This is a genomic window from Pseudomonas sp. KH_040 (assembly GCF_057839305.1).
Genome location: NZ_CM174487.1, coordinates 503,013 through 525,248 on the forward strand (window position 1 = coordinate 503,013; position 22,236 = coordinate 525,248).

A 22,236-nucleotide genomic window follows, 5' to 3' on the forward strand; every position below is an offset into this window, starting at 1 on the left:
CGAGTCGAACTCAGACTTTGAAAAGCATGAAGATCTGCTCCCTTTCCCCCTCTCCCCCTGGGAGAGGGAACTGATCGAGGTGTTTGTGCGAGCTACATCGACCTGAAATTTCGAGTCGAACTCAGACTTTGAAATGTATGAAGATCTGCTCCCTTTCCCCCTCTCCCTCTGGGAGAGGGCTGGGGTGAGGGGCTTTTGACCTTAATCTCAAAATTTACAGGCTGAACCGCCCAACCATGTTGTTCAAATCCAGCGCCAACCGCGACAGCTCATTGCTCGCCGCACTGGTCTGATTCGCGCCAGTCGCCGATTGCACCGACAAATCACGAATATTCACCAGATTGCGATCCACTTCCCGCGCCACTTGTGCCTGCTCTTCAGCGGCGCTGGCGATCACCAGGTTGCGCTCGTTGATCTCGACGATGGCGGTGTTGATGGTGTCCAGCGACATGCCGGCACCACGGGCGATGTTCAGGGTCGACTCGGCACGCTCGGTGCTGTTGCGCATCGAATCCACGGCGTGTTCGGTGCCGCTCTGAATGCTGCTGATCATCCGCTCGATTTCGCTGGTCGACTGCTGAGTGCGATGCGCCAAGGCACGTACTTCATCCGCCACCACCGCAAAACCACGGCCGGCTTCACCGGCGCGTGCCGCTTCAATCGCTGCGTTCAGTGCCAGCAGGTTGGTCTGATCGGCCAGACCACGAATCACATCCAGCACTTTGCCGATGTCGCGGGACTCATTGGCCAGATCGCCGATCAACGACGCAGTGCTTTGCACATCGGCGCTCATGCGTTCGATGGCGCTGACCGTTTCCTGGACCAGATCACGACCATCACCGGCCGAGGTGGTGGCATTCTTCGAGGCTTCCGAAGTGCTCACTGCGTTGCGCGCGACTTCTTCCACAGCGCTGGTCATTTCATTGACAGCAGTGGCCGCCTGTTCGATTTCGTTGTTCTGCTGAGTCAGGCCACGCGCGCTTTCGTCGGTGACGCTGTTCAGTTCTTCCGCTGCCGAAGCCAACTGAGTCGCCGAGCCGGAAATACGCTGCAGGGTGTCACGTAGCTTCGATTGCATCTTCGCCATGGCTGCCAGCAGGCGGCCAGCTTCGTCTTCACCGTCGACGTGGATCGGCTGGGTCAGGTTGCCTTCGGCGATGGTTTCCGCAGCTTCCAATGCTTTGGAGATCGGCTTGGTGATGCTGACGGTCAGCAGCCAGGCGAAGAGAAATGTCAGGCCAGTGGCGATCACCAACAGCGTGACCACAAGGTTGAAAGACATCGAAAACTGATCGCTCGCGCCTTTATCCGTCTCGGCGATTTGCTGAGTGTTGATCTCCAGCAAACGCGCGAGGGCGGTGTTCACCGCTTCCGAGTTGCTCAGCAAGTCCGAGTTGAGCATCTGCCGCAGTTCATCGATCTGATTGTTGCGCGACAGGGTTTTCATCCGGTCTTCGAGCTGGCGGTACTGCGCGAGCAACTGTATGTATTGATCATAAGCCGCGCGTTCTTGCGGGCCGTCGATCAACGGCTCGTAGGCGCGCTGGGCGTCGGCGATCTGCTTGTTGCGCAACTCGAACAGTTCGACAGTCTTTTGTTGAACGTCCGGTTCACGGTTGATCAGCAACCGATACGACAAAACACGCAGGCGCAGGGTCAGTTGGGTGAACTCGTCGAGGGCCTTGATCGAAGGCACACTGGCCGTGGCGATGTCTTCGCCTGCTGCGCGGATTTTGCTCATCTGATTAAGCGCAAACACGCCGAGAACCAGCATCAGGCCGCCGATCAGGGCGAAGCCGGTAAACGCCCGTGGGGCGATATTCATATTGCGAAGGGACATGGGGCGGATACCAAGAGAGGGCCGCGTCCATGCGGGCTGAGACTGCTGTATGGATGACTTATCGGTCATGCGACTAAAGTCTTGAGGTGCTGTGCGTATTTGTCGCAGAAGGGCTTGGGCGACGAAGTGCAGGAACCAGATCGGCAGATCACAGTCTTTAAAACTCGCGAGAACGGTCGGCCGCCAGGAAAATCAAGGCTTTGCGCCGGTTTAACCCTGGCATCCGTGATGACTTTTCTTTATCGTACGCGCCCTTTGAAAAACGCTTGGAAGATCAAAATGTTGGAAGCATCCCTCAGCCAATTGGAACAGCTCGTCAGCGACCTGGTGCAACAGAACCAGACCCTCGCGCAAACCAACCAGACCCTGTCCACGGAACTGGCCCAGGCCAAGGATGAAAACGAAAGCCTGCAACTGAACCTGATGGAGCAGGAAGAAAAGCACGGCGCCACCGCCGCCCGCATTCAAGCCCTGGTTGATCGCGTCAACGCAGGTCCGGTCAGCGCATGAACCACCACACAGCAGGGGTAAAAGTCGTCTCCATTCTCGGGGAGGACTATTCGATCAAGGCACCGGCCGGGGAAGAACAGACCCTGCTGGACGCGGCACTGATGCTCAAGGCCGCTTTGGCCGACACCAAACGCAAATACCCGACGCTGATCGGTGACCGCTTGCTGGTGCTGGCGGCGATGAATCTGTGCTCGCAGCAGATCGAAATGAAGAAGCAACACCAGGAAGAACTCGACCGTTACCAAGAGCAAGTCAGCGCCACGGTCGACACTATTGCCAAGACCATCAACCAGGGTTGATGGAGCTGCGCACAACCAAAGAATAGATTGTCGACTGGGTTGTATACAATCGGCACGGCTGTTGCATTGTCTCGGCCACTTATTCTTTGGGGGTGCTCCATGCAGTTGTGGCGACGCAGTATTCAATGGCAGCTGATTCTCAGCATGGGCACCGCCCTGCTGGTCAGTATCCTGATCGTGGTTGGCATTTATACCCTGGTGGTCAACCGCCTCGCCCAGAGTTATCTGGTCGAACAAGCTCTGCCGTCGAGCATCGAAGCGACGCGCAACGATATCGAACGGATCCTTGTGCAACCGCTGACAGCGGCCAAGGATATTGCTAGTAATACGATGGTCCGTGACTGGCTCGCCTCAGGCGAAGACAGCAGCAAAACGGCTGGCTTCGCGCAGTATCTGGAAGGCATCCGCGCCGAACATAAAGCTTTCACCGCTTTGATCATCGGCACCGAATCCAGTCATTACATCACCGAAAAAGGCCTGGATCGCACCCTCAGTCGCTCCAAACCGGCTGACGCGTGGTTCTATTCCTTCCTCGACAGCAATCAGCCGCGCACCCTCAATATCGACAACGACGGCGCCACCGGGGAATTGGCGCTGTTCATCGATCTGAAGGTCGAGCAGGCCGGCAAAGTGGTCGGCGTTGCCGGGCTAGGCTTGAGTATGAAAGAGCTGTCGGAGCTGATTCACAACTTCAGCTTTGGTGAGCGCGGCAAGGTCTATCTCGTGCGCTCCGACGGTTTGATCCAGGTGCATCCCGAAGCGCAGTTCAGCGGCAAACGCACCTTGAGCGAGCAGATCGGCGCCAATGCGGCGCAGGCCGTCATGGGCCAGAAAACGGCGATCAGCAGCAGCTTCCAGAGGGATGGCGAAGACTTCCTCGCCTTCAGCCTGCCCTTGCGCGATTTGGGCTGGACTCTCGTGGCCGAAGTGCCGCATTCGCAGATCTATGCCGAAGCCCGAAAAGCGATGTGGATGAGCGGCGGTATCGGTCTGGCCGTAGCGCTGGTGTGCCTTGCTTTGGTGGTGTGGCTGGCGCAAGGGCTGGTGCGGCCGATTCGTCAGGTAACAGCGGCGCTGGTAGCAATCGGTAGCGGCGGTGGAGATTTGACCCACCGGTTAGATTCCAGTCGCGCCGACGAGCTGGGCGATCTCGCCCGAGGCTTCAATCGTTTCCTCGACAGCCAGCGCGGGATGATCGCTGAGGTACTGACCACCAGCGAGCGTTTGCGCACTGCTGTGGGGCAAGTGGCGAAAGTGGTGGAAAATACCGCCGAGCGCTCGGGCCGCCAGCAGGAAATGACCGACATGGTCGCGACCGCCGTTCACGAGATGGGCCTGACCGTGCAGGAGATTGCGCAGAACGCTGGTAATGCTGCGTTGGCCTCGCAAACCGCACGGGATGAAGCGATGCAGGCGCGGGAAGTGGTCGGCGGCTCGATTCGGCATATTGAAAGCATGTCCGATGAGATTGGCGTCGCGGCTGGCGCGGTGGGTGAATTGGCGCACCAAGTGGCGTCGATCGATTCTGTATTGGCGGTAATTCGCGGGGTGTCCGAGCAGACCAATCTGTTGGCGCTCAATGCCGCCATCGAAGCGGCGCGCGCCGGTGATATGGGGCGCGGCTTCGCGGTTGTTGCTGACGAAGTGCGCACTTTGGCGCGCAGGACGCAGGCCTCCACCGACGAAATCCAGCAGATGATCGGCAGCCTCAAGCAAGGCGCGGAAAACGCCGTGTCGTCGATGCGCATGGGGCAGGCGGCAACTGGCACCGGGGTTGAATCGAGCCAGCGCACCGGGGCATCGCTGACAGCGATTACCGGGCAGGTCGAGCGCATCAGTGACATGAACCATCAGGTCGCGACGGCGACGGAAGAGCAGTCGGCGGTGACTGAGGAGATAAACCGCAATGTGCAGGGGATTTCCGATCTGGCGCGGGCGACGGCGGGCGAGGTTCGGGCCTGTCGTGAGGATTGTCAGATGTTGCAGAGGCTGGCGGATGATCTGGCGCGGCAGATGGGTGGGTTCAAGTTGAGTTGAGTGTTGAGCCAGAAAAGCCCCTCACCCTAGCCCTCCCGAAACGTCGGACCGCCCAGAGGGAGAGGGGACTGACCGTGGAAAATTCAGGAGGTACGCCGACCTGAAAGTACTGTACTGAATCCATAGTCGATGCGGTTTTTCAGGTCGATGTATAGCGTCAGACACCTCGGTCGGCCCCCTCTCCCTTTGGGAGAGGGCTGGGGTGAGGGTTGGCTTTTAGAACCACGCATCCTGCATCGCCAGACACGTATCATCCCGCGCCTCCAGCAACGTCAGTTCATGGTGGCATCCCGGCACTTCCCACGTCAGAAAATACCGCGCCGCCTGCAGCTTGCCCTTATAGAAGTCAGCATCCGCCGCATTACCCTTGGCCAACCCTTCCTCGGCACGAATCGCCTGCTCCAGCCAGCGCCAGCCAATAACCGTGTGGCCGAAGACCTTCAGGTACAACGCCGAATTCGCCAGGCTGCTATTGACCTTGCCCTGTGCCAGATCGGTCAACAAACCGATGGTCACCGTTTGCAGGCGCGCGACCAGTTTCTCTAACGGCTCACGCAACGCGGTCAGCGATTCGTAAGCAGTTGCGCGCTCTGCCGTGGTGGCGATCAGACGAATCAATTGCTTCAGTCCCGCGCCACCGTTCTGCGCCAATTTACGCCCGAGCAAGTCCAGCGATTGAATGCCATGGGTGCCTTCATGAATCGGGTTCAAGCGGTTATCGCGGTAATACTGCTCCACCGGATATTCGCGGGTGTAACCGTGACCGCCAAGAATCTGGATCGCCAGTTCGTTGGCCTTGAGGCAGAACTCCGACGGCCAGGATTTGACGATCGGTGTCAGCAGATCCAGCAACTCATGCGCCTGCTTGCGCTCGGCTTCGGATTCAAGCGTCGTGGTGTCATCGAATAGCCGCGCTGCATAGAGGCCGAGGTCAAATGCCCCTTCGACGTAGGACTTTTGCGTCAACAGCATACGTCTGACATCGGCGTGCTGAATGATCGCCACCGGTGCTGTGGTCGGATCCTTACTGTCCGGCACGCGACCCTGTGGCCGCTCGCGGGCGTACTCCAGCGAGTACAGGTAACCGGCATAACCGAGCATCACCGCGCCCATGCCGACGCCGATCCGTGCCTCGTTCATCATCTGGAACATGTAGCTCAAGCCGTGGTGCGGTTTTCCCACCAAATAACCAACACACTCACCGTTATCGCCGAAGTTCAGCGCTGTGGAGGTGGTGCCGCGCCAGCCCATCTTGTGAAACAGCCCGGCCAGCAGCACATCGTTACGCTGGCCGAGGCTGCCGTCATCGTTGACCAGAAACTTCGGCACGATGAACAGCGAGATACCTTTAACGCCCGCAGGTGCGTCGGGCAGCTTGGCCAGGACCATGTGCACGATGTTTTCCGACAGCGGGTGATCGCCGCCGGAAATGAAGATCTTGTTGCCCTTGAGGCGATAGGTGCCGTCGGACGCCGGCTCGGCGCGCGTACGAATATCCGACAGCGATGATCCTGCGTGGGGCTCGGTCAGGGCCATGGTGCCGAAGAAGCGGCCATCGATCATCGGTTGCAGAAAGCGTTGTTTCTGTTCGTCCGTGCCAAAGCTCTCAATCAGGTTCGCCGCGCCCATGGTCAGGAACGGGTAGGACGTTGAAGCCGCGTTGGCTGACTGGAAATGCGCGAAGCAGGCTTGCGACAGCAGTGTAGGAAGCTGCATGCCGCCCGCTTCGAAACTTCGCGCGGCGTTGAGGAATCCGGCCTCGAGGAAGGCATCCACCGCCGGTTTCACTTCAGGAATCAGAATCGCCTGACCGTCCTCGTAGCGCGGTTCGTTCTCGTCGCCCTTGCGGTTGTGCGGGGCGAAGTACTTCTCGGCGATGCTGCGTGCGGTGCCGATGGCGGCGTCGAAGGTCTCGCGGTTGTGCTCGGCAAAGCGCTCACGCCGGGTCAGGCCCTCGGCATCAAGGACTTCATAAAGCTCGAAAGCCAGATTGCGGGAACTGAGCAGCGTCTCGGACATGGCAGCCTACCTGAAATTGGGGTTGGGCCGAGTCTAGGCGTGCTGATAAAGGCTGAACAGGATGATTGATGGGCGTGATACAGAAGCAAAAGATCGCAGCCTGCGGCAGCTCCTACACCAATTCCTGTAGGAGCTGCCGAAGGCTGCGATCTTTTGATCTTTTGTAGGAGTGAGCCTGCTCGCGATAGCGGTCTGTCAGTCAAACAAATGTGTCTGATAGATCGCTATCGCGAGCAGGCTCACTCCTACAGGGGATGTCATTCCAGGCGACCGTTGCGGTCGCCTGGAGTTACAGCACTTTAGCCGATCGTCATCAGGCTGGCATTACCACCCGCCGCCGCAGTGTTAACACTCAACGCCCGCTCAATCACCAGGCGCTCCAGGGCAATGTTGGTCTCGCCCTGGGACAGGCCCTGAACCCCAACAATCGCGCCGGCACGCTTGGCGATCTGCTGGCAAACGCCGCGCAACTGGTCGGAATGGCCGTGATGCAGAACCGCATCGAACACCACCTCGTCTTTGTTCCAGTCGGCAACCAGCTTGATCCGCGCCTGAATCTCCTTCGGCAGGCGTGCGAACAAGGCCTTGCTGATGTCGGACTCCGGCCATACCGCCGAACCGCCTACCGCCAGCACCGCCGCCAGTTGCGTCAGCAGATCACCTTCAACCTCCGCCAGGCACAACACGTGCTCACGCGGCAGGATCGCGTAGCTGTTCTTCTCGCCAGTCGGGCCGGCCAGCACACGGGTGATGCCGCTTTGCGATTGCGCAGCGTATTGCACGCACAGGGTGCTCAGATCAGCGAACTTGTTGCTGTCGGCCCAGGCTTTCAGGGCGTTCAGCGGTTTGCTCATGGCGTCGCGCAGTCGAACGTCCGGGGCGATAACGGCATCACCGCGAGCGAAGGATTGTTCGATGGCATCCGTAGGACGCGTCGCCAGCAAACGGTACAGGTACAGCGGGCCACCGGCTTTCGGACCGGTACCCGACAGGCCTTCGCCGCCGAATGGCTGCACGCCGACCACGGCACCGACGATGTTACGGTTTACGTAGACGTTACCGGCGTTGACGTTGTCGATCACCTTGGCGATGGTCTCGTCGATGCGCGTGTGCACGCCCAGCGTCAGACCATAACCGGAAGCGTTGATCTGGCCGATCAGTTGATCGATTTCTTTGCGCTTGTAGCGCACCACATGCAGCACCGGGCCGAAGATCTCGCGTTGCAGCTCGTCGAAGCTTTCCAGCTCGATCAGCGTCGGCATGACGAAGGTGCCGCGTTTGACTTCTTCGGTATCGGCAATCGCCACCTGGTACACATTGCGACCTTTGTCGCGCATGCCCTGGATGTGCTTGTCGATGCCAGCCTTGGCTTCGGCGTCGATCACCGGGCCGATGTCCACGGACAGGCGCTCCGGGTTGCCGAGACGGCTTTCCGCCATGGCCCCTTTGAGCATTTCGATGACGCGATCGGCGGAATCTTCCTGCAGGCACAGGACCCGCAGTGCCGAGCAACGTTGACCGGCGCTGTCGAACGCCGACGACACCACGTCGATCACAACTTGCTCGGTCAGTGCCGAAGAGTCGACGATCATTGCGTTCTGGCCGCCGGTTTCGGCGATCAGCGGAATCGGACGGCCCTGGCTGTCGAGACGGCCAGCAATGTTGCGTTGCAGCAGGCGCGCGACTTCGGTGGAACCGGTGAACATCACGCCTTTGACGCGTTCATCGCCAACCAGACCGGCGCCGACGGTTTCACCGCGCCCCGGCAGCAGTTGCAGCACGCCTTCCGGGATCCCGGCTTCGAGCAGCAAGCGTACGGCTTGAGCCGCGACCAGCGGAGTTTGTTCGGCAGGCTTGGCCAGTACCGGGTTACCGGCAGCCAGTGCCGCAGCAACCTGACCGCTGAAAATCGCCAGCGGGAAGTTCCACGGGCTGATGCACACCACCGGACCCAGTGGGCGATGGGCGTCATTGCTGAAATCGTTGCGCGCCTGCACTGCGTAATAACGCAGGAAGTCGACGGCTTCGCGGACTTCGGCGATGGCGTTGGCGAAGGTCTTGCCGGCTTCGCGAGCCAGCAGGCCCATCAGCGGCTGAATCTCGCCTTCCATCAAGTCAGCGGCACGTTCCAGAATCGCCGCGCGTTCGGCCGGCGGGGTGGCCTGCCAGATCGGTGCGGCGTTCAGTGCGCATTGAATGGCGTTGTCGACGTCTTCGACGGTGGCTTCTTGAACATGACCGACCACATCACGGTGATCGGCCGGGTTCAGAACGGCTGCCGGCGTTTCGTTGCTGGAGGCGCAACCGAGCATCGGCGCGGCTTTCCAGTCGTTGTGTGCGGTGGCGAGCAAGGCGCAGGACAGCGAAGCCAGACGATGTTCGTTGGCCATGTCGATGCCGCTGGAGTTGGCGCGTTCGGAACCATACAGATCACGCGGCAGCGGAATGCGCGGGTGCGGCAGGCCGAAACCACCTTCCACGGTTGCCATCTGCTCGATCTGCGCCACCGGATCGGCCACCAATTCCTGAATCGAAATCGACTGGTCGGCGATGCGGTTGACGAACGAAGTGTTCGCGCCGTTTTCCAGCAGTCGACGTACCAGATACGCCAACAGGGTTTCGTGAGTGCCGACCGGTGCATACACGCGGCACGGACGGTTCAGCTTGCCTTCGGAAACTTTGCCTACAACCTGCTCGTAGAGCGGTTCGCCCATGCCGTGCAGGCATTGGAATTCGTACTGGCCCGGGTAATAGTTCTGACCAGCGATGTGGTAGATGGCCGACAGGGTGTGGGCGTTGTGCGTGGCGAACTGCGGGTAGATGACTTCCGGCACCGACAGCAGTTTGCGTGCGCAAGCGATGTAGGAAACGTCGGTGTACACCTTGCGGGTATAGACCGGATAGCCTTCCAGGCCTTCGACCTGGGCGCGCTTGATTTCGCTGTCCCAGTACGCGCCTTTCACCAGGCGGATCATCAGGCGATGACGGCTGCGGCGAGCCAGGTCGATCACGTAGTCGATCACGTACGGGCAACGCTTCTGGTACGCCTGGATAACGAAACCGATGCCGTTCCAGCCAGTCAGCTGCGGCTCGAAGCACAGGCGCTCAAGCAGATCCAGCGACAGTTCGAGACGGTCGGCTTCTTCGGCGTCGATGTTCAGGCCGATGTCGTATTGCTTGGCCAGCAGGGTCAGCGACAGCAGGCGCGGGTACAGCTCGTCCATCACACGCTCGTACTGCGCGCGGCTGTAACGCGGGTGCAGTGCCGAGAGCTTGATGGAAATGCCCGGGCCTTCATAAATCCCACGGCCGTGGGAGGCTTTGCCGATCGAGTGAATGGCTTGTTCGTACGACGCCAGGTACTTCTGCGCGTCGTGCTCGGTCAGTGCCGCTTCACCGAGCATGTCGTAGGAGTAGCGGAAGCCCTTGGCTTCGAACTTGCTCGCGTTGGCCAGCGCTTCGGCGATGGTTTCGCCGGTGACGAACTGCTCGCCCATCAGGCGCATGGCCATGTCGACGCCCTTGCGGATCATCGGCTCGCCGCTCTTGCCGATGATGCGGCTCAGCGACGACGTCAGGCCGGCTTCGTTGTGCGTCGAGACCAGTTTGCCGGTCAGCAGCAGGCCCCAAGTGGCCGCGTTGACGAACAGCGAAGGGCTGTTGCCCAGGTGCGGATGCCAGTTGCCGGTGCTGATCTTGTCGCGGATCAGTGCGTCGCGGGTGCCTTTGTCCGGGATACGCAGCAGCGCTTCGGCCAGGCACATCAGTGCTACGCCTTCCTGGGACGACAGGGAAAATTCCTGCAGCAGACCCTGAACAATGCCTGCACGACCGCCGGCACTTTTCTGGTTACGCAGTTTTTCCGCGATAGAAGCGGCGAGCTTGTTAGTGGCTTCAGCCATGGCGACCGGCAGGCGAGCCTGCTCAATAAGCATCGGCACCACTTCCGGCTCAGGGCGGCGGTAAGCGGCGGTGATCGATGCGCGCAGTACCGACTGCGGCAGGATGCTTTCGGCGAATTCGAGGAAGCACTGATGGGCGTGATCGGTGTGGACTTCGCCCGCCTCATCGGCGTCCTTGGCGGTCAAACCGTTCAGCTCGGTCAGGGTTGCACCACCCTCGAGTTTCTCCAGGTAATTGAAAATTGCCTGCTTGATCAGCCAGTGCGGTGTGCGATCAATCGAGGTCGCGGCGGCCTTCAGGCGCTCGCGGGTCGGGTCATCAAGTTTGACCCCAAGGGTGGTGGTAGCCATATTTTTATCCTCATGGTTGCCACAGTTGCGTGGCATCAGCTGGCCGCAAGATTAGCCGTGCGCTGAAAGAGGTGCAACCGGGTGCAACCCTTTTTTTGTCGGAATAATAGGCAGCTCGTCAGGAATTATTTTCTGGTACGAAAGTGCTGCTCCTGCTTGGTGCTTTTGCTTCTAGCAAAGGGCCATGACTGCCACAAAAGGGAGCAAAAACGGGGTGATCGTCGATAAATCCGACTAGGTGCAACTAATTCTCACGAAACTGGTTGCACCTTATTTGATTTGTTGCATAGCATTCGCGCCCAAGGTGCAACCGGGATTTGCCCGGTGTACCGGCTGATGGCTTTCCTGGGGAAACATCAGTCCTAAATGCGCGGGATCCCGGATCGTCTGCCAAACGTCGTCGTTTGCGTGCGGTTCACCACCGCCGCTACATAAAAACAAAGCCAGGGCGTAACTCAATGAGCGTAAGCAATCCAACCCTGATCACGTTCGTGATCTACATCGCAGCAATGGTGCTGATCGGCTTGATGGCCTATCGCTCCACCAACAACCTTTCTGACTATATTCTCGGCGGTCGCAGCCTCGGCAGCGTCGTCACCGCGCTGTCCGCCGGTGCGTCCGACATGAGTGGCTGGTTGTTGATGGGCCTGCCGGGCGCCATCTATATGTCCGGTCTGTCCGAAAGCTGGATCGCCATCGGTCTGGTCATCGGTGCCTACCTGAACTGGCTGTTCGTTGCCGGTCGTCTGCGCGTGCAGACCGAGCACAACGGCGACGCCCTGACCCTGCCGGATTACTTCGCCAGCCGTTTTGAAGATAAAAGCGGTCTGCTGCGGATCATTTCGGCGATCGTGATTCTGGTGTTCTTCACCATCTACTGCGCTTCCGGCATCGTGGCCGGTGCCCGTCTGTTCGAAAGCACCTTCGGCATGTCCTACGAGACGGCGCTGTGGGCCGGTGCTGCGGCGACGATTGCTTACACCTTTATTGGTGGTTTCCTCGCGGTGAGCTGGACCGACACCGTACAAGCCACGCTGATGATTTTCGCGCTGATCCTCACGCCGATCATCGTCCTGCTGGCTACTGGTGGCGTCGATACCACGTTCCTGGCGATCGAGGCGCAAGATCCGAGCAACTTCGACATGCTCAAAGGCACCACCTTCATCGGCATTATCTCGCTGATGGGCTGGGGTCTGGGCTACTTCGGTCAGCCGCACATCCTCGCGCGTTTCATGGCGGCGGATTCGGTTAAGTCGATCGCCAAGGCGCGTCGCATTTCCATGACCTGGATGATCCTGTGCCTGGGCGGCACTGTGGCGGTGGGCTTCTTCGGTATCGCGTACTTCTCGGCGCACCCGGAAGTTGCCGGTCCCGTGACCGAGAACCACGAACGCGTGTTCATCGAACTGGCCAAATTGCTGTTCAACCCATGGATCGCCGGTGTGTTGCTGTCGGCCATTCTGGCTGCTGTGATGAGCACCCTGAGCTGCCAGTTGCTGGTGTGCTCGAGCGCCCTGACCGAAGACTTCTACAAAACCTTCCTGCGTAAATCCGCTTCGCAACTGGAGCTGGTCTGGGTCGGCCGCGCCATGGTGCTGTTGGTTGCACTGATCGCGATCGCCTTGGCGGCCAACCCGGAAAACCGCGTACTGGGCCTGGTGTCCTACGCCTGGGCCGGTTTCGGTGCGGCGTTCGGTCCGGTTGTACTGATCTCGGTTATCTGGAAAGGCATGACTCGCGACGGCGCACTGGCCGGTATTCTGGTCGGCGCGATCACCGTGGTGGTCTGGAAGCATTTCGAACTGCTGGGTCTGTACGAAATCATCCCGGGCTTCATCTTCGCCAGCCTGGCCATCTACATCGTCAGCAAGATGGGCGAGCCGACCAGAGGCATGGTGCAGCGCTTCGAAGCGGCGGAAAAAGATTTCCACCTGAACAAGTAATTGTTCTGAGCTGAGGCTCATCCAGAAACGGCCCGTTTCCACAGGAGACGGGCCGTTTTTTTGTGCTTGTGATTTCTTGCCGACGCTGAGGAAACCTGTGGGAGCTGGCTTGCCAGCGATGAGGGCGGCACATTCAGAACATTCAGTAACTGACGCATCGCTATCGCTGGCAAGCCAGCTCCCACAGGGTTCTATGGATGACTTGAGGGATTTGTCTGTAGTTGAAAGCGCCGTTTTTTGCAGGTTTTTTCGGCAAAAAAAGTAGGGCAAATCTGATTTTCCCGTCACCCATTCACCACCCCTTGCCCCTCATGCAGAATCGCCCGCCCTTCATTCTGCAGAGAGACATCGGATGTTCGCGCCTGCCAATCAACCGCGTTTCACGGTGACCCTCGAAGGCGCCCAACATGACCTCAAGGTCCTTGAGTTCACGGGCAAGGAAGCCATCAGCCAACCCTTTCGTTTCGAGCTGGAACTGGTCAGTGAGCGACCGGATCTGGACCTCGAGAGCCTGCTGCACTGTCAGGCGTTTCTGAGCTTTGATGCTCAAGGTTCCGGTATTCACGGTCAGATTTATCAGGTTGGGCAGGGCGACTCCGGGAAACGTCTGACGCGTTATCACTTAAGCCTTGTTCCACGTTTGACGTATCTGGAACACCGCATCAATCAGCGGATTTTCCAGCATCAGAGCGTGCCGCAAATTGTTGCGCAGGTGCTTAAGGATCACGCGATCCTTCGTGATGCTTTCGAGTTTCGGTTGGGCAGCGAATACCCGGTTCGCGAGTATTGCGTGCAGTACGCTGAAAGCGACTTGGCGTTCATTCAACGCCTGTGTGCCGAAGTGGGTATTCATTACCACTTTCAACACAGCCCCGACGCGCACGTACTGGTGTTCGGTGATGACCAGACGGTGTTTCCAAAACTGGCCACGCCGACCTTTTATCTGCCGGGCAGTGGCATGTCTGCCGGAGCCCCGGCGGTCAAGCGTTTCAACGTTCGCGTGGAAACCCGCACCAGCGTGGTCACCCGGCGCGACTACAACTTCGAAAAACCGCGGCTGCAATTGCAAAGCCGAGTCGACGGCGAGCAGCGCCCGGTGCTCGAGGACTATCACTTCCCCGGCCAATTCAACGATCGGGAAACCGGCAAGCATCTCGCCCAGCGGGCACTTGAGCGACATGTCGCCGATTACCGTCAGGCCGAAGGCAGCAGCGACGAATCTGCACTGGTTTGCGGACATTTCCTGCAACTGACTGAGCATCCGCGCCACGACTGGAATGACCTGTGGCTGCTGACCGCCATCGAGCATCATGGCCGCCAGCCGCAGGTGCTGGAGGAATCGGTGACCAGCGATGGCGAGGGATTTCAGGGTTACCGTAATAGCTTTCTCGCCACGCCGTGGGACGTGTTTTTCCGCCCGGCGCTGGGGCCTGAAAAACCGCGCATGCTCGGCTATCAACCGGCGGTTGTGACCGGGCCGAAAGATACGGAAATCCACTGCGACGAGTATGGCCGGGTCAAGGTGCAACTGGCTTGGGACCGCGACGGTGAATTGAACGAGCATTCCAGTTGTTGGTTGCGCGTTGCCAGCGGTTGGGCCCATGACCGTTACGGCAGCGTGCTGATTCCGCGAGTCGGCATGGAAGTACTGGTCGGCTTCATCGATGCCGACGCCGACAAACCATTGGTTGTGGGCTGCCTGCCCAACGCCGCGACGCCAATCCCGCTGGATCTGCCGGCGGACAAGACCCGCAGCATTTTCCGTAGCCAGAGCAGCCCCGGCGGTGGCGGCTACAACGAACTGCGCATCGAGGATCGCAAAGGTGCCGAGGAAATCTACCTGCGCGCCCAGCGTAACTGGACGCAGCATGTGTTGAATGATCAACAGGTGCAGGTTGATAACCAGCGCAGCATTGTTGTCACCGGGACCGCTCGGCACGAGTTGAAGGCTGATGAGCAGCGCATTACTCACGGTCAGCGGCAGACCGAAGTGAAGCAGGACGACCATCTGAGCGTGAGCGGCGACCGGCATATTCGCGTGAGCAATCAGGCGATCAGCGCCAGTGGGCAATTCCACGTCAGCGCCGGTCAGCAAGTGGTCATCGACGGTGGCGCGAGTGCGACGATTCAGGCCGGTGGGCAGTGGATCAACATCGGTCCCGGCGGCATTTTCAGCAGCGTGCCGATTGTCGTGGGCGGCGCACCGATGGCGGCGATGAGTGCCACCCCGGTTGTACCGGGATTGCCGGAGAAACTCGCCGCCGCGCCGGCAGCCATGCTGACTGCTGCACAAATCATGAGCTTCAAGGGTGATGCGCCATTCTGCGAAGAGTGTGAACGTTGCAAGGATGGTCTCTGTGCAGCCTGATTTTCTTCTGCCTGCCGATTGGTTGGCGCGGGAGCCGTTGAAAACTTCCGAGCAGTTGTTTGCGGTTTTCAGTAATGCCAATGAGGCAAAACCGCCTGCCGCTTGGCGAGAAACGGCGAGCCCGATCTGGGCCGAGACGATTTATGCCGAGTGGGATGCGGTGATGCCTTGCGTGGGAATTGTCGCCGCCGACAGTGAGTTTCTGCATTGGGTCACCACCACCGAGTCGCGGGATTGGGGTTGGCTGGCGGTGTCTTCGGCGAGCCTTGAAGAGGTGGTGGCGCACTTTCGCAGCCTGACCCAAGTGCTGATGCCGGGTGGCAAAACGGTGTTTTTTCGTTTTTGGGACGGACGCTTTCTGTTGCCGATTCTTCAGGCCGATGAGGTCGATGCGGCGCAGCTGTTCCCGCTGATCGGGCGTTGTTTGATCAATGGGCAGGCGCTGGAAATTGGCGGCAGGGCGCAGGTTTCGGGGCGGATATTTCCTTGGTGGCAGGTGCCGGAATCGGTGCTGGCGCAGCAGGGCAATGACGTTCGAACGGCCAATGCGTTGCAGTGGTTGAGCGAGGAATATCCGGCAGTCTTCGAGGCCTTTCCCGAGGCGGTTTTGCGTTGCAAGGTCAGGCGGTTTTTGCAGGTTTCACTGTCGGAAGATTCGTCGCAATCGGCGTTGCTGGCGTTTTTGCTGGCAGAGTCGGAGTGAGTTTTCGGGGCGAAGGTCTCGGACGATTCCTTCGAGTTGCGGCGGTTTTCATGAACTGGTGGACGGTGGGTTGCAGGGATAGTCTTTTCGTTGTCACTGCGAGAGCGGTGACAGGGTGTAGGAACCCTTGGAATTTACCGTGCACCAGCCCTGTTGTCTGATTGCGGCACCAAACCTGTGTCCGTAACATCTTTCGCGGCGGCTGTGCGCGGGAACGCTTCGGCGTAGCTGAGTTTTTGGCTGGTTCCTCAGTTTCCTACTCTCGCGTACGGCTGCCACCCAAACCTGTAGGAAGGTCATTGGTAGCCTCATTTAATCAGTTGAGGTACAAAATATGACAACGCTTAAACCGGCTCCACCCTACGAAAAAATCATCCCCCATCCCGATAACCGCTTCATGGCCCTGACCGGCAATTGCAGCGACATGCCTACGCTGTTCATCGACACCCACGTGCCCCTCGACATCCTCATGGACGCGGCCAATCACCGCCTGCGCGCCGTGATCCAGGTGCTGGAAAACATGTGCATGCGCGGCTCGGTCGAATGCGACTCCGTCATCCTCAGCGACTTCGCTCAGCTCTGCGTGATCCCCTTGCGCGACGGCTGTGATGTGCTCGATGTGATCGGCAGGCGCCTGCGCAGCATGCCCGCCTGAAAAAGATCAAAAGATCGCAGCCTGCGGCAGCTCCTACACGGGACTGGCGTTCGCCCTGTAGGAGCTGCCGAAGGCTGCGATCTTTCGACGTTGAAGGAAATCAGTTAGTCAGTCAGGGATGTACCCATCCTGAGAGTTGATAAAGCTGTTGAACGCATCGGAGTTGTAGACCTTCATGCACCCAAAAAACACTACTTTTTCATTCGAGTATTTGCTGTTTGAAGGTGTCTGCTCGTAAGCCGCCAACACGTAGTTTCGGGTTTCTTTGTAGGGATCGTGCAGCACTTGCAGCGTGTCTTCATTTTGCAGGATGGAATGCATGCCTTTGCCCATGACGGAATAGGCATTGGCGGACAGGGCAATGTCTTTTTCCAGCGCGGAGCGCTCGTTGAATGGCTTCAGAATGCAGTGGCTCAGGCCGTAGTTCTTAAGTGTCTGGCGTGCCTGCTCAATGTGGGTTTCGTCGGCAAGGGCGAGGTATGGGCTAAGCAGACTGAATAAGCAGATGATCAGATATCGCATGAGTTTTTGACGTCCTGTCGTTCATGGTTAGCCAGTTTAACGCCATAAAAGCAAAGCCCCTCACCCTAGCCCTCTCCCAGAGGGAGAGGGGACTGACCGAGTCGTCTGGGTGATGTACGCCGACTTGCGACTTCAGTGGTGAACTTGGCTTGGCCAAGCCTGGATGGTGGTGTTGTTTCGGGGACTGACCGAGTTGTCTGGGCGGTGTACGCCGACTTGCGACTTCAGTGGTGAACTTGGCTTGGCCAAGCCTGGATGGTGGTGTTGTTTCGGGGACTGACCGAGTTGTCTGGGCGGTGTACGCCGACTTGCGACTTCCGCGCTGATCTTCGCTTGGCCAAACCTGAGATCACGCCGATCTTTCAGGTCGATGTAACTCGCAAGATCACCACCGTCAGTCCCCTCTCCCTCCGGGAGAGGGCTAGGGTGAGGGAAAGGCTTTTGTCCGCTCAGCCGCCAACCCCTGACTTGCCGCCCGGTAAAAGGTAAACTTTGCGCCCTTCGCAGGAGCAGCCATGAATTATCGTCACGCCTTCCATGCCGGCAATCACGCCGATGTGTTCAAACACCTGACCTTGACCCGCCTCATCGCCCTGATGTCGCGCAAGGAGCAGCCGTTTGCCTATCTCGACACGCACGCCGGCATCGGTCTGTATGACTTGCAGGGTGATCAGGCCAACCGTACCGGTGAGTACCTGGAAGGCATCGCGCGCTTGTGGGATCAGCCGGATTTACCAGCGCTGACCGCCGACTACATGAAGGTGCTGCACGAGATGAACCCGGATGGCCAGTTGCGCTACTACCCGGGGTCGCCGGAACTGGCGCGGCGCCTGACCCGCCCGCAGGATCGGGTGATGCTCAACGAGAAGCACCCGGAAGACGGCGTACTGCTCAAGGACAACATGGCCGGTGATCGTCGGGTCAAGGTTCATCTGGGCGAGGGTTGGCACGTGGCACGGGCGATGTTGCCGGTGCAGGAGAAGCGTGCGGTGATGCTGATTGATCCGCCGTTCGAGCAGCTCGACGAGATGCAGCGTTGCGCGGCGTCGTTGAAAGAGGCGATTGGCCGCATGCGCCAAACCGTGGCGGCGATCTGGTATCCGGTGAAGGATCAGCGTGCGTTGCGGCGTTTCTATCAGGATCTGGCCGGCACCGGTGCGCCGAAGTTGCTGCGCGTGGAGCTGCTGGTGCATCCGCTGGATACGCCGAACAGCCTCAACGGCTCGGGCATGGCGATTGCCAATCCGCCGTGGGGGCTGGAGGAAGAATTGCGTGAGTTGCTGCCGTGGTTGTCGAAGAAGCTGGGGCAGACCCAGGGCGGGTGGCAGATGGACTGGTTGATTGCCGAGAGTTGATCAACGGCAAGATCAAAAGATCGCAGCCTGCGGCAGCTCCTACCCAGTTCGGCGTCGTCCACCAATGTGCGGACGATCACTGATCTCCTGTAGGAGCTGCCGAAGGCTGCGATCTTTTGCTTTAAAGGGTCAGTTACCCGCCAAGCTCGCTGGCATGCACACACCGGTGCCGCCAATCCCACAGTAACCCTCAGGATTCTTCGCCAGATACTGCTGGTGATACGCCTCGGCGAAGTACACGGTCGGCGCCTGTTCGATCTCGGTGCTGATCTCGCCCAGACCCGCCTTCGACAGTTCAGCCTGATAGGTCGCCTTGCTCTTCAGCGCCGCATCCAGATGCTCAGGCGAAGTCGCATAGATCACCGAGCGGTACTGCGTGCCGATGTCGTTACCTTGGCGCATGCCCTGCGTCGGGTTGTGCAGTTCCCAGAACATCGCCAGCAGCTCTTCATAGCTGACTTTGGCCTTGTCATACACCACCAGTACCACTTCCGCGTGGCCGGTCAGGCCCGAGCAGACTTCTTCGTAGGTCGGGTTCGGCGTGAAACCACCGGCATAACCGACGACCGTGCTGACCACGCCTTCACGCTGCCAGAAGCGGCGCTCGGCACCCCAGAAGCAGCCCAGACCGAAGATCGCAAAGTCGACGTCCTGGAAAAACGGGCCAAGCAGCGGGGTTTGTTCGAAGACGAAGTGCTTTTCAGGCAGGGTCATCGCGGTTTCGCGGCCGGGCAGAGCTTGTTCTTTAGTCGGGAGCACGTTTTTGTTCACCAGAATTTCCGAGCGCAGAACCATGATCGTTCCTCTCAGTCAGGTTGGATGTAAAAAGTCAGACCGCCAGTGTGCCGAATGATGCCCGACTTCGCACTATCCAATGTAGGAGCGGCGAGATCAGAGGCAGAGCGGGCCACGCGGGTAGCGTTTCAGCGCCTGGATCAGTTCGCCGCCCGGAATCGGCCGGTCGAACAGGTAACCCTGGCCGACGTCGCAACGATGACGACGGAGGAACGCCAGTTGCTCGGCGGTCTCAATACCTTCGGCCACGACCTTGAGTTTCAGGTTGTGCGCCATGGCGATCACCGCCGAGGTGATTTCCATGTCGTCCTGATTGTCGGGGATTTCATGGATGAAGCTGCGATCGATCTTGATGATGTCGATCGGGAATTTCTTCAAATAGCTCAGTGACGAATAACCGGTGCCGAAGTCGTCCATGGCCAGCGTCAGCCCGAGGCGCTTGAGCTGGTCGAGCTGCAAGTGCGTGTCTTCGGTGGCTTCCAGCAGCAGGCCTTCGGTCAGTTCCAGTTCAAGCAGATAGGCCGGCAGCGCTTCTTCCTTGAGGATGTTGGCGATCGAGGCGACCAGATCCGGATCGGAGAACTGCTTGGGTGACAGGTTGATCGCCACTTGCAGATTGCCCATGCCGGCGGCGGTCAGTGCCTTGCTCATGCGGCAGGCCTGGCGCGCGATCCACTTGCCGATCGGAATGATCAGGCCGGTCTCTTCGGCGACGCTGATGAACTGGTCCGGGCGGATCATGCCGCGTTCCGGGTGGTTCCAGCGCAGCAGCGCTTCCATGCCCAGCAGGCGCCCGCTGCGCAGGCACAGCTTGGGCTGGTAGAACACGTCCAGCTCATTCTGGGTCAGGGCGCGGCGCAGGTTGTTCTCGACGAACAGTTTGTAACTGGCCTCGGCATTCAGCGCTTCGGTAAAGACTTGCACCTGATGTTTGCCGTTGGCCTTGGCCTTGTGCAGCGCCAGGCCAGCGTTACGCATCAGCGTTTGCGGATCACGACCGTGCAGCGGCGCGCACGCCAGGCCGACCGATCCGGTAACGCTGATCAACTGGTTGTCGACGAACATCGGTTTATCCAGCGTCGCCAACAATTGGTTGGCGATCTGCTGGCCGGTGGCAAGATCGGTGTCGTCGAGCAACACGGCAAATTCGTTACTGGCGAACCGCGCGAGGCTGCCGCTTGGGCTCAGGCTGTTGCGCAGGCGTCGGGCCAGGCTGATCAGCAGTTTGTCGCCGGTCTGGTGACCGAGGCTGTCGTTGATCCGTTTGAAGTTGTCGATGTCCACCAGCAACAGGCTGATCGGCGTATCGCTATCGCGGGCGAAGCGTTCGTCCAGATTACGGATAAATGCCGGGCGATTGCCGAGGTTGGTCAGGTTGTCGGTGTAGGCCAGACGCTCGATGCGCTGCTGCGCCAGTTTGGTCTGGGTGATGTCTTCGTAGATGCCGATGTAGTGCGTCAGCTCGCGGTTGTCGCCATAGACCTTGGAGATCGACAGCTGGCCCCAGTACGGTTCGAGGTTTTTCCGGCGGCTCTTGAATTCGCCCTGCCAACTGTTGCTCTTGGCCAGCGCCGAGGGCGCGTCGAACAGCAGTTCGCTGAGGTTCTCCAGTGCCGGCAGCTCGGACAGGCGCTGGCCGTGGACTTCCTCGGTGGTGTACTGGGTGATCGCGGTGAAACTCGGGTTGACGTACTCGACCACGCCGTCGCAATTGACCAGCAAAAAGGCGTTGGCGCTTTGCTCGACCGCACGCTGGAACAGGTGCAGGGCGCTGGTGGCGGTGCGGCGGTTGTGGTTGTTGATGACTTGCGCGAATTGGTCGGCCAGCTCGCCGGCAAAGGCGATTTCGTCGGACTGCCAGGCGCGGGTGACGCCGGTCTGCTCCAGGCACAGCACGCCGACTACTTGGCCATCGACGCGAATGCTCGCATCAAGCATGGCGTTGACGTCGCGCGGGCGCAGCGCTTCGGCCATCTCTCGGGTGCGCGGGTCGCGCATCGCGTTGTGTGCGTCGATGGCGCGACTGCTGTGCAGAGCTTCCATGTAGTCGGGGAAACTGCTGATGTCGATCACGTCCGGGAGGATGTATTCCTGGGTCGCGCGGTGGTACGCGGAGATCGGTACCAACTGCTGGCCTTCGAGGTTCCACAGGCTGGCGCAGTCGATTTCATAGATATCGCAGGCGCAGCGGGTGATCAGCTCGGCGGCTTCCTGCAGCGAGTTATGCGTGCTGTAGCGCTGACGGGCGAGCAGCAGAATCAGGTCCTGTTGGGCGCGTACGCGTTCCAGGTGCTGCAGTTGTTCCTGCTGCGCCCGTTGGTTGAGTTCGAGGGCGATTTGCAGGCGCGAATTCTGTGTTTCGAGATCGACGGAGGGTAGCAGCGACACTTCGTCGAAGACGTGATCGACCGCCAGCAGATAGCCGCGCAGCAGGTGACGATTGTGCTGTTTGTAGGCTTCGCCCAACTCAAGGATGTTCAGCGCACCGGCAGCCGTGTGCAGGGTATAGCGCACCAGATAATGCGGGCTGGCGGTCAGCTGTTGCTGAATCGCATCGTGCAGTTGATAGCGCGCTTCGGGTTCCATCAGGCTGGCGTAGGGTGAGCCGACCAGCGCGCAAAGCTCAACGGCCGGCTGGCCGAACTGGCGTTCGCAGTTGGGATCGAGAAACAGCATGGCCCAACTGGCTTCATTCAAGCGCTCGAAACGCAGCATGCCGAGCCGCGAGGGCACAGGCAACTGCGTCACTACCTCGGCCGCCATACGGCTGGCGGCATCGGGTTGGCTCTTCATGAAGGGAACTCGCTTGGAAATATGCTGAACGCGCCGGGCTCTCGCCCTCTTTACTGTTGCCTGCGGCAAGGTTGCATCATTGCGGCACCGACTGACAAGAGACATGAAGGCCAAGTGCTATAAGAATATGTCGGCTGCGCTGAA

General features: G+C 59.4%; 14 protein-coding genes and 1 pseudogene. 8 read left to right on the forward strand and 7 right to left on the reverse strand.

Features of this window, described 5'->3' with window-relative positions; translation table 11 throughout:
- Positions 1 to 214: 214 nt before the first annotated feature.
- Both AC3IUF_RS02255 and AC3IUF_RS02260 read right to left on the reverse strand, forming a co-directional pair.
- A complete protein-coding gene (locus AC3IUF_RS02255; RefSeq protein WP_489281593.1) occupies positions 215 to 1,087 on the reverse strand; it encodes a methyl-accepting chemotaxis protein in 873 nt (290 codons plus the stop codon).
- Between the two features lie 30 nt (positions 1,088 to 1,117).
- A pseudogene (locus tag AC3IUF_RS02260) lies at positions 1,118 to 1,909 on the reverse strand (MCP four helix bundle domain-containing protein); the annotation flags it as partial.
- 210 nt (positions 1,910 to 2,119) lie between these two features.
- Between AC3IUF_RS02260 and AC3IUF_RS02265 the strand changes: the two are divergent.
- The 3 genes from AC3IUF_RS02265 (at position 2,120) to AC3IUF_RS02275 (ending at position 4,686) form a co-directional block, all read left to right on the forward strand.
- Positions 2,120 to 2,350, forward strand: a complete 231-nt coding sequence (locus AC3IUF_RS02265; protein WP_007909525.1) for a hypothetical protein — start codon at positions 2,120 to 2,122, stop codon at positions 2,348 to 2,350.
- Entirely contained in the window at positions 2,347 to 2,649 is a 303-nt protein-coding gene (locus AC3IUF_RS02270; protein WP_007909527.1) for a cell division protein ZapA, read from the forward strand. Before AC3IUF_RS02265 ends, AC3IUF_RS02270 begins: the two co-directional genes overlap by 4 nt.
- A 99-nt stretch (positions 2,650 to 2,748) precedes the next feature.
- Positions 2,749 to 4,686, forward strand: a complete 1,938-nt coding sequence (locus AC3IUF_RS02275; protein WP_489280246.1) for a methyl-accepting chemotaxis protein — start codon at positions 2,749 to 2,751, stop codon at positions 4,684 to 4,686.
- A gap of 216 nt (positions 4,687 to 4,902) precedes the next feature.
- Here the strand turns inward: AC3IUF_RS02275 and AC3IUF_RS02280 are convergent, their stop codons facing one another.
- Entirely contained in the window at positions 4,903 to 6,705 is a 1,803-nt protein-coding gene (locus AC3IUF_RS02280) for an acyl-CoA dehydrogenase (protein WP_489280248.1), read from the reverse strand.
- A 299-nt stretch (positions 6,706 to 7,004) separates the two neighbouring features.
- Positions 7,005 to 10,958, reverse strand: a complete 3,954-nt coding sequence (putA, locus tag AC3IUF_RS02285; RefSeq protein ID WP_489280249.1) for a trifunctional transcriptional regulator/proline dehydrogenase/L-glutamate gamma-semialdehyde dehydrogenase — start codon at positions 10,956 to 10,958, stop codon at positions 7,005 to 7,007.
- Between the two features lie 458 nt (positions 10,959 to 11,416).
- Here putA and putP point away from each other — a divergent pair, with 458 nt between their 5' ends.
- From putP to AC3IUF_RS02305, 4 genes are all read left to right on the forward strand, one after another.
- Positions 11,417 to 12,901 carry a sodium/proline symporter PutP gene (gene putP, locus AC3IUF_RS02290; protein WP_007909537.1) on the forward strand — a complete coding sequence of 495 codons (1,485 nt, stop codon included), beginning with the start codon at positions 11,417 to 11,419 and terminating at the stop codon, positions 12,899 to 12,901.
- Positions 12,902 to 13,253: 352 nt separating this feature from the next.
- Positions 13,254 to 15,269 (forward strand): type VI secretion system Vgr family protein, encoded by a 2,016-nt coding sequence (locus AC3IUF_RS02295; RefSeq protein WP_489280251.1) that lies wholly within the window; start codon positions 13,254 to 13,256, stop codon positions 15,267 to 15,269.
- Positions 15,259 to 15,972: a DUF4123 domain-containing protein gene (locus AC3IUF_RS02300; protein ID WP_489280252.1), complete on the forward strand. Its 714-nt coding sequence runs from the start codon at positions 15,259 to 15,261 to the stop codon at positions 15,970 to 15,972. The genes AC3IUF_RS02295 and AC3IUF_RS02300 overlap by 11 nt, the downstream gene beginning before the upstream one ends.
- 334 nt (positions 15,973 to 16,306) lie before the next feature.
- Positions 16,307 to 16,627: a hypothetical protein gene (locus AC3IUF_RS02305; RefSeq protein ID WP_007909544.1), complete on the forward strand. Its 321-nt coding sequence runs from the start codon at positions 16,307 to 16,309 to the stop codon at positions 16,625 to 16,627.
- A 108-nt stretch (positions 16,628 to 16,735) separates the two neighbouring features.
- On the opposite strand, the gene AC3IUF_RS02310 is transcribed toward AC3IUF_RS02305, so the two are convergent.
- Positions 16,736 to 17,149, reverse strand: coding sequence for a T6SS amidase immunity protein Tai4 family protein (locus AC3IUF_RS02310; RefSeq protein WP_489280254.1), 414 nt, complete (start codon positions 17,147 to 17,149; stop codon positions 16,736 to 16,738).
- Positions 17,150 to 17,664: 515 nt separating this feature from the next.
- Between AC3IUF_RS02310 and AC3IUF_RS02315 the strand changes: the two genes are divergently transcribed.
- A complete protein-coding gene (locus AC3IUF_RS02315) occupies positions 17,665 to 18,504 on the forward strand; it encodes a 23S rRNA (adenine(2030)-N(6))-methyltransferase RlmJ (protein ID WP_007915674.1) in 840 nt (279 codons plus the stop codon).
- A 129-nt stretch (positions 18,505 to 18,633) separates the two neighbouring features.
- On the opposite strand, the gene msrA is transcribed toward AC3IUF_RS02315, so the two are convergent.
- A complete protein-coding gene (msrA, locus tag AC3IUF_RS02320; protein ID WP_007915676.1) occupies positions 18,634 to 19,299 on the reverse strand; it encodes a peptide-methionine (S)-S-oxide reductase MsrA in 666 nt (221 codons plus the stop codon).
- A gap of 96 nt (positions 19,300 to 19,395) precedes the next feature.
- Positions 19,396 to 22,092, reverse strand: coding sequence for a putative bifunctional diguanylate cyclase/phosphodiesterase (locus AC3IUF_RS02325; protein WP_007915678.1), 2,697 nt, complete (start codon positions 22,090 to 22,092; stop codon positions 19,396 to 19,398).
- Between the last annotated feature and the right edge of the window lie 144 nt (positions 22,093 to 22,236).

What these genes read in the sequence shown, in the direction of transcription:
- AC3IUF_RS02275 (WP_489280246.1), top strand. Translation starts at nt 2,749, where the DNA reads ATGCAGTTGTGGCGACGCAGTATTCAATGGCAGCTGATTCTCAGCATG.
- AC3IUF_RS02280 (WP_489280248.1), bottom strand. Translation starts at nt 6,705, where the DNA reads ATGTCCGAGACGCTGCTCAGTTCCCGCAATCTGGCTTTCGAGCTTTAT.
- AC3IUF_RS02310 (WP_489280254.1), bottom strand. Translation starts at nt 17,149, where the DNA reads ATGCGATATCTGATCATCTGCTTATTCAGTCTGCTTAGCCCATACCTC.
- AC3IUF_RS02305 (WP_007909544.1), top strand. Translation starts at nt 16,307, where the DNA reads ATGACAACGCTTAAACCGGCTCCACCCTACGAAAAAATCATCCCCCAT.
- putA (WP_489280249.1), bottom strand. Translation starts at nt 10,958, where the DNA reads ATGGCTACCACCACCCTTGGGGTCAAACTTGATGACCCGACCCGCGAG.
- AC3IUF_RS02315 (WP_007915674.1), top strand. Translation starts at nt 17,665, where the DNA reads ATGAATTATCGTCACGCCTTCCATGCCGGCAATCACGCCGATGTGTTC.
- AC3IUF_RS02270 (WP_007909527.1), top strand. Translation starts at nt 2,347, where the DNA reads ATGAACCACCACACAGCAGGGGTAAAAGTCGTCTCCATTCTCGGGGAG.
- putP (WP_007909537.1), top strand. Translation starts at nt 11,417, where the DNA reads ATGAGCGTAAGCAATCCAACCCTGATCACGTTCGTGATCTACATCGCA.
- AC3IUF_RS02255 (WP_489281593.1), bottom strand. Translation starts at nt 1,087, where the DNA reads ATGGCGAAGATGCAATCGAAGCTACGTGACACCCTGCAGCGTATTTCC.
- AC3IUF_RS02295 (WP_489280251.1), top strand. Translation starts at nt 13,254, where the DNA reads ATGTTCGCGCCTGCCAATCAACCGCGTTTCACGGTGACCCTCGAAGGC.
- msrA (WP_007915676.1), bottom strand. Translation starts at nt 19,299, where the DNA reads ATGGTTCTGCGCTCGGAAATTCTGGTGAACAAAAACGTGCTCCCGACT.
- AC3IUF_RS02265 (WP_007909525.1), top strand. Translation starts at nt 2,120, where the DNA reads ATGTTGGAAGCATCCCTCAGCCAATTGGAACAGCTCGTCAGCGACCTG.
- AC3IUF_RS02325 (WP_007915678.1), bottom strand. Translation starts at nt 22,092, where the DNA reads ATGAAGAGCCAACCCGATGCCGCCAGCCGTATGGCGGCCGAGGTAGTG.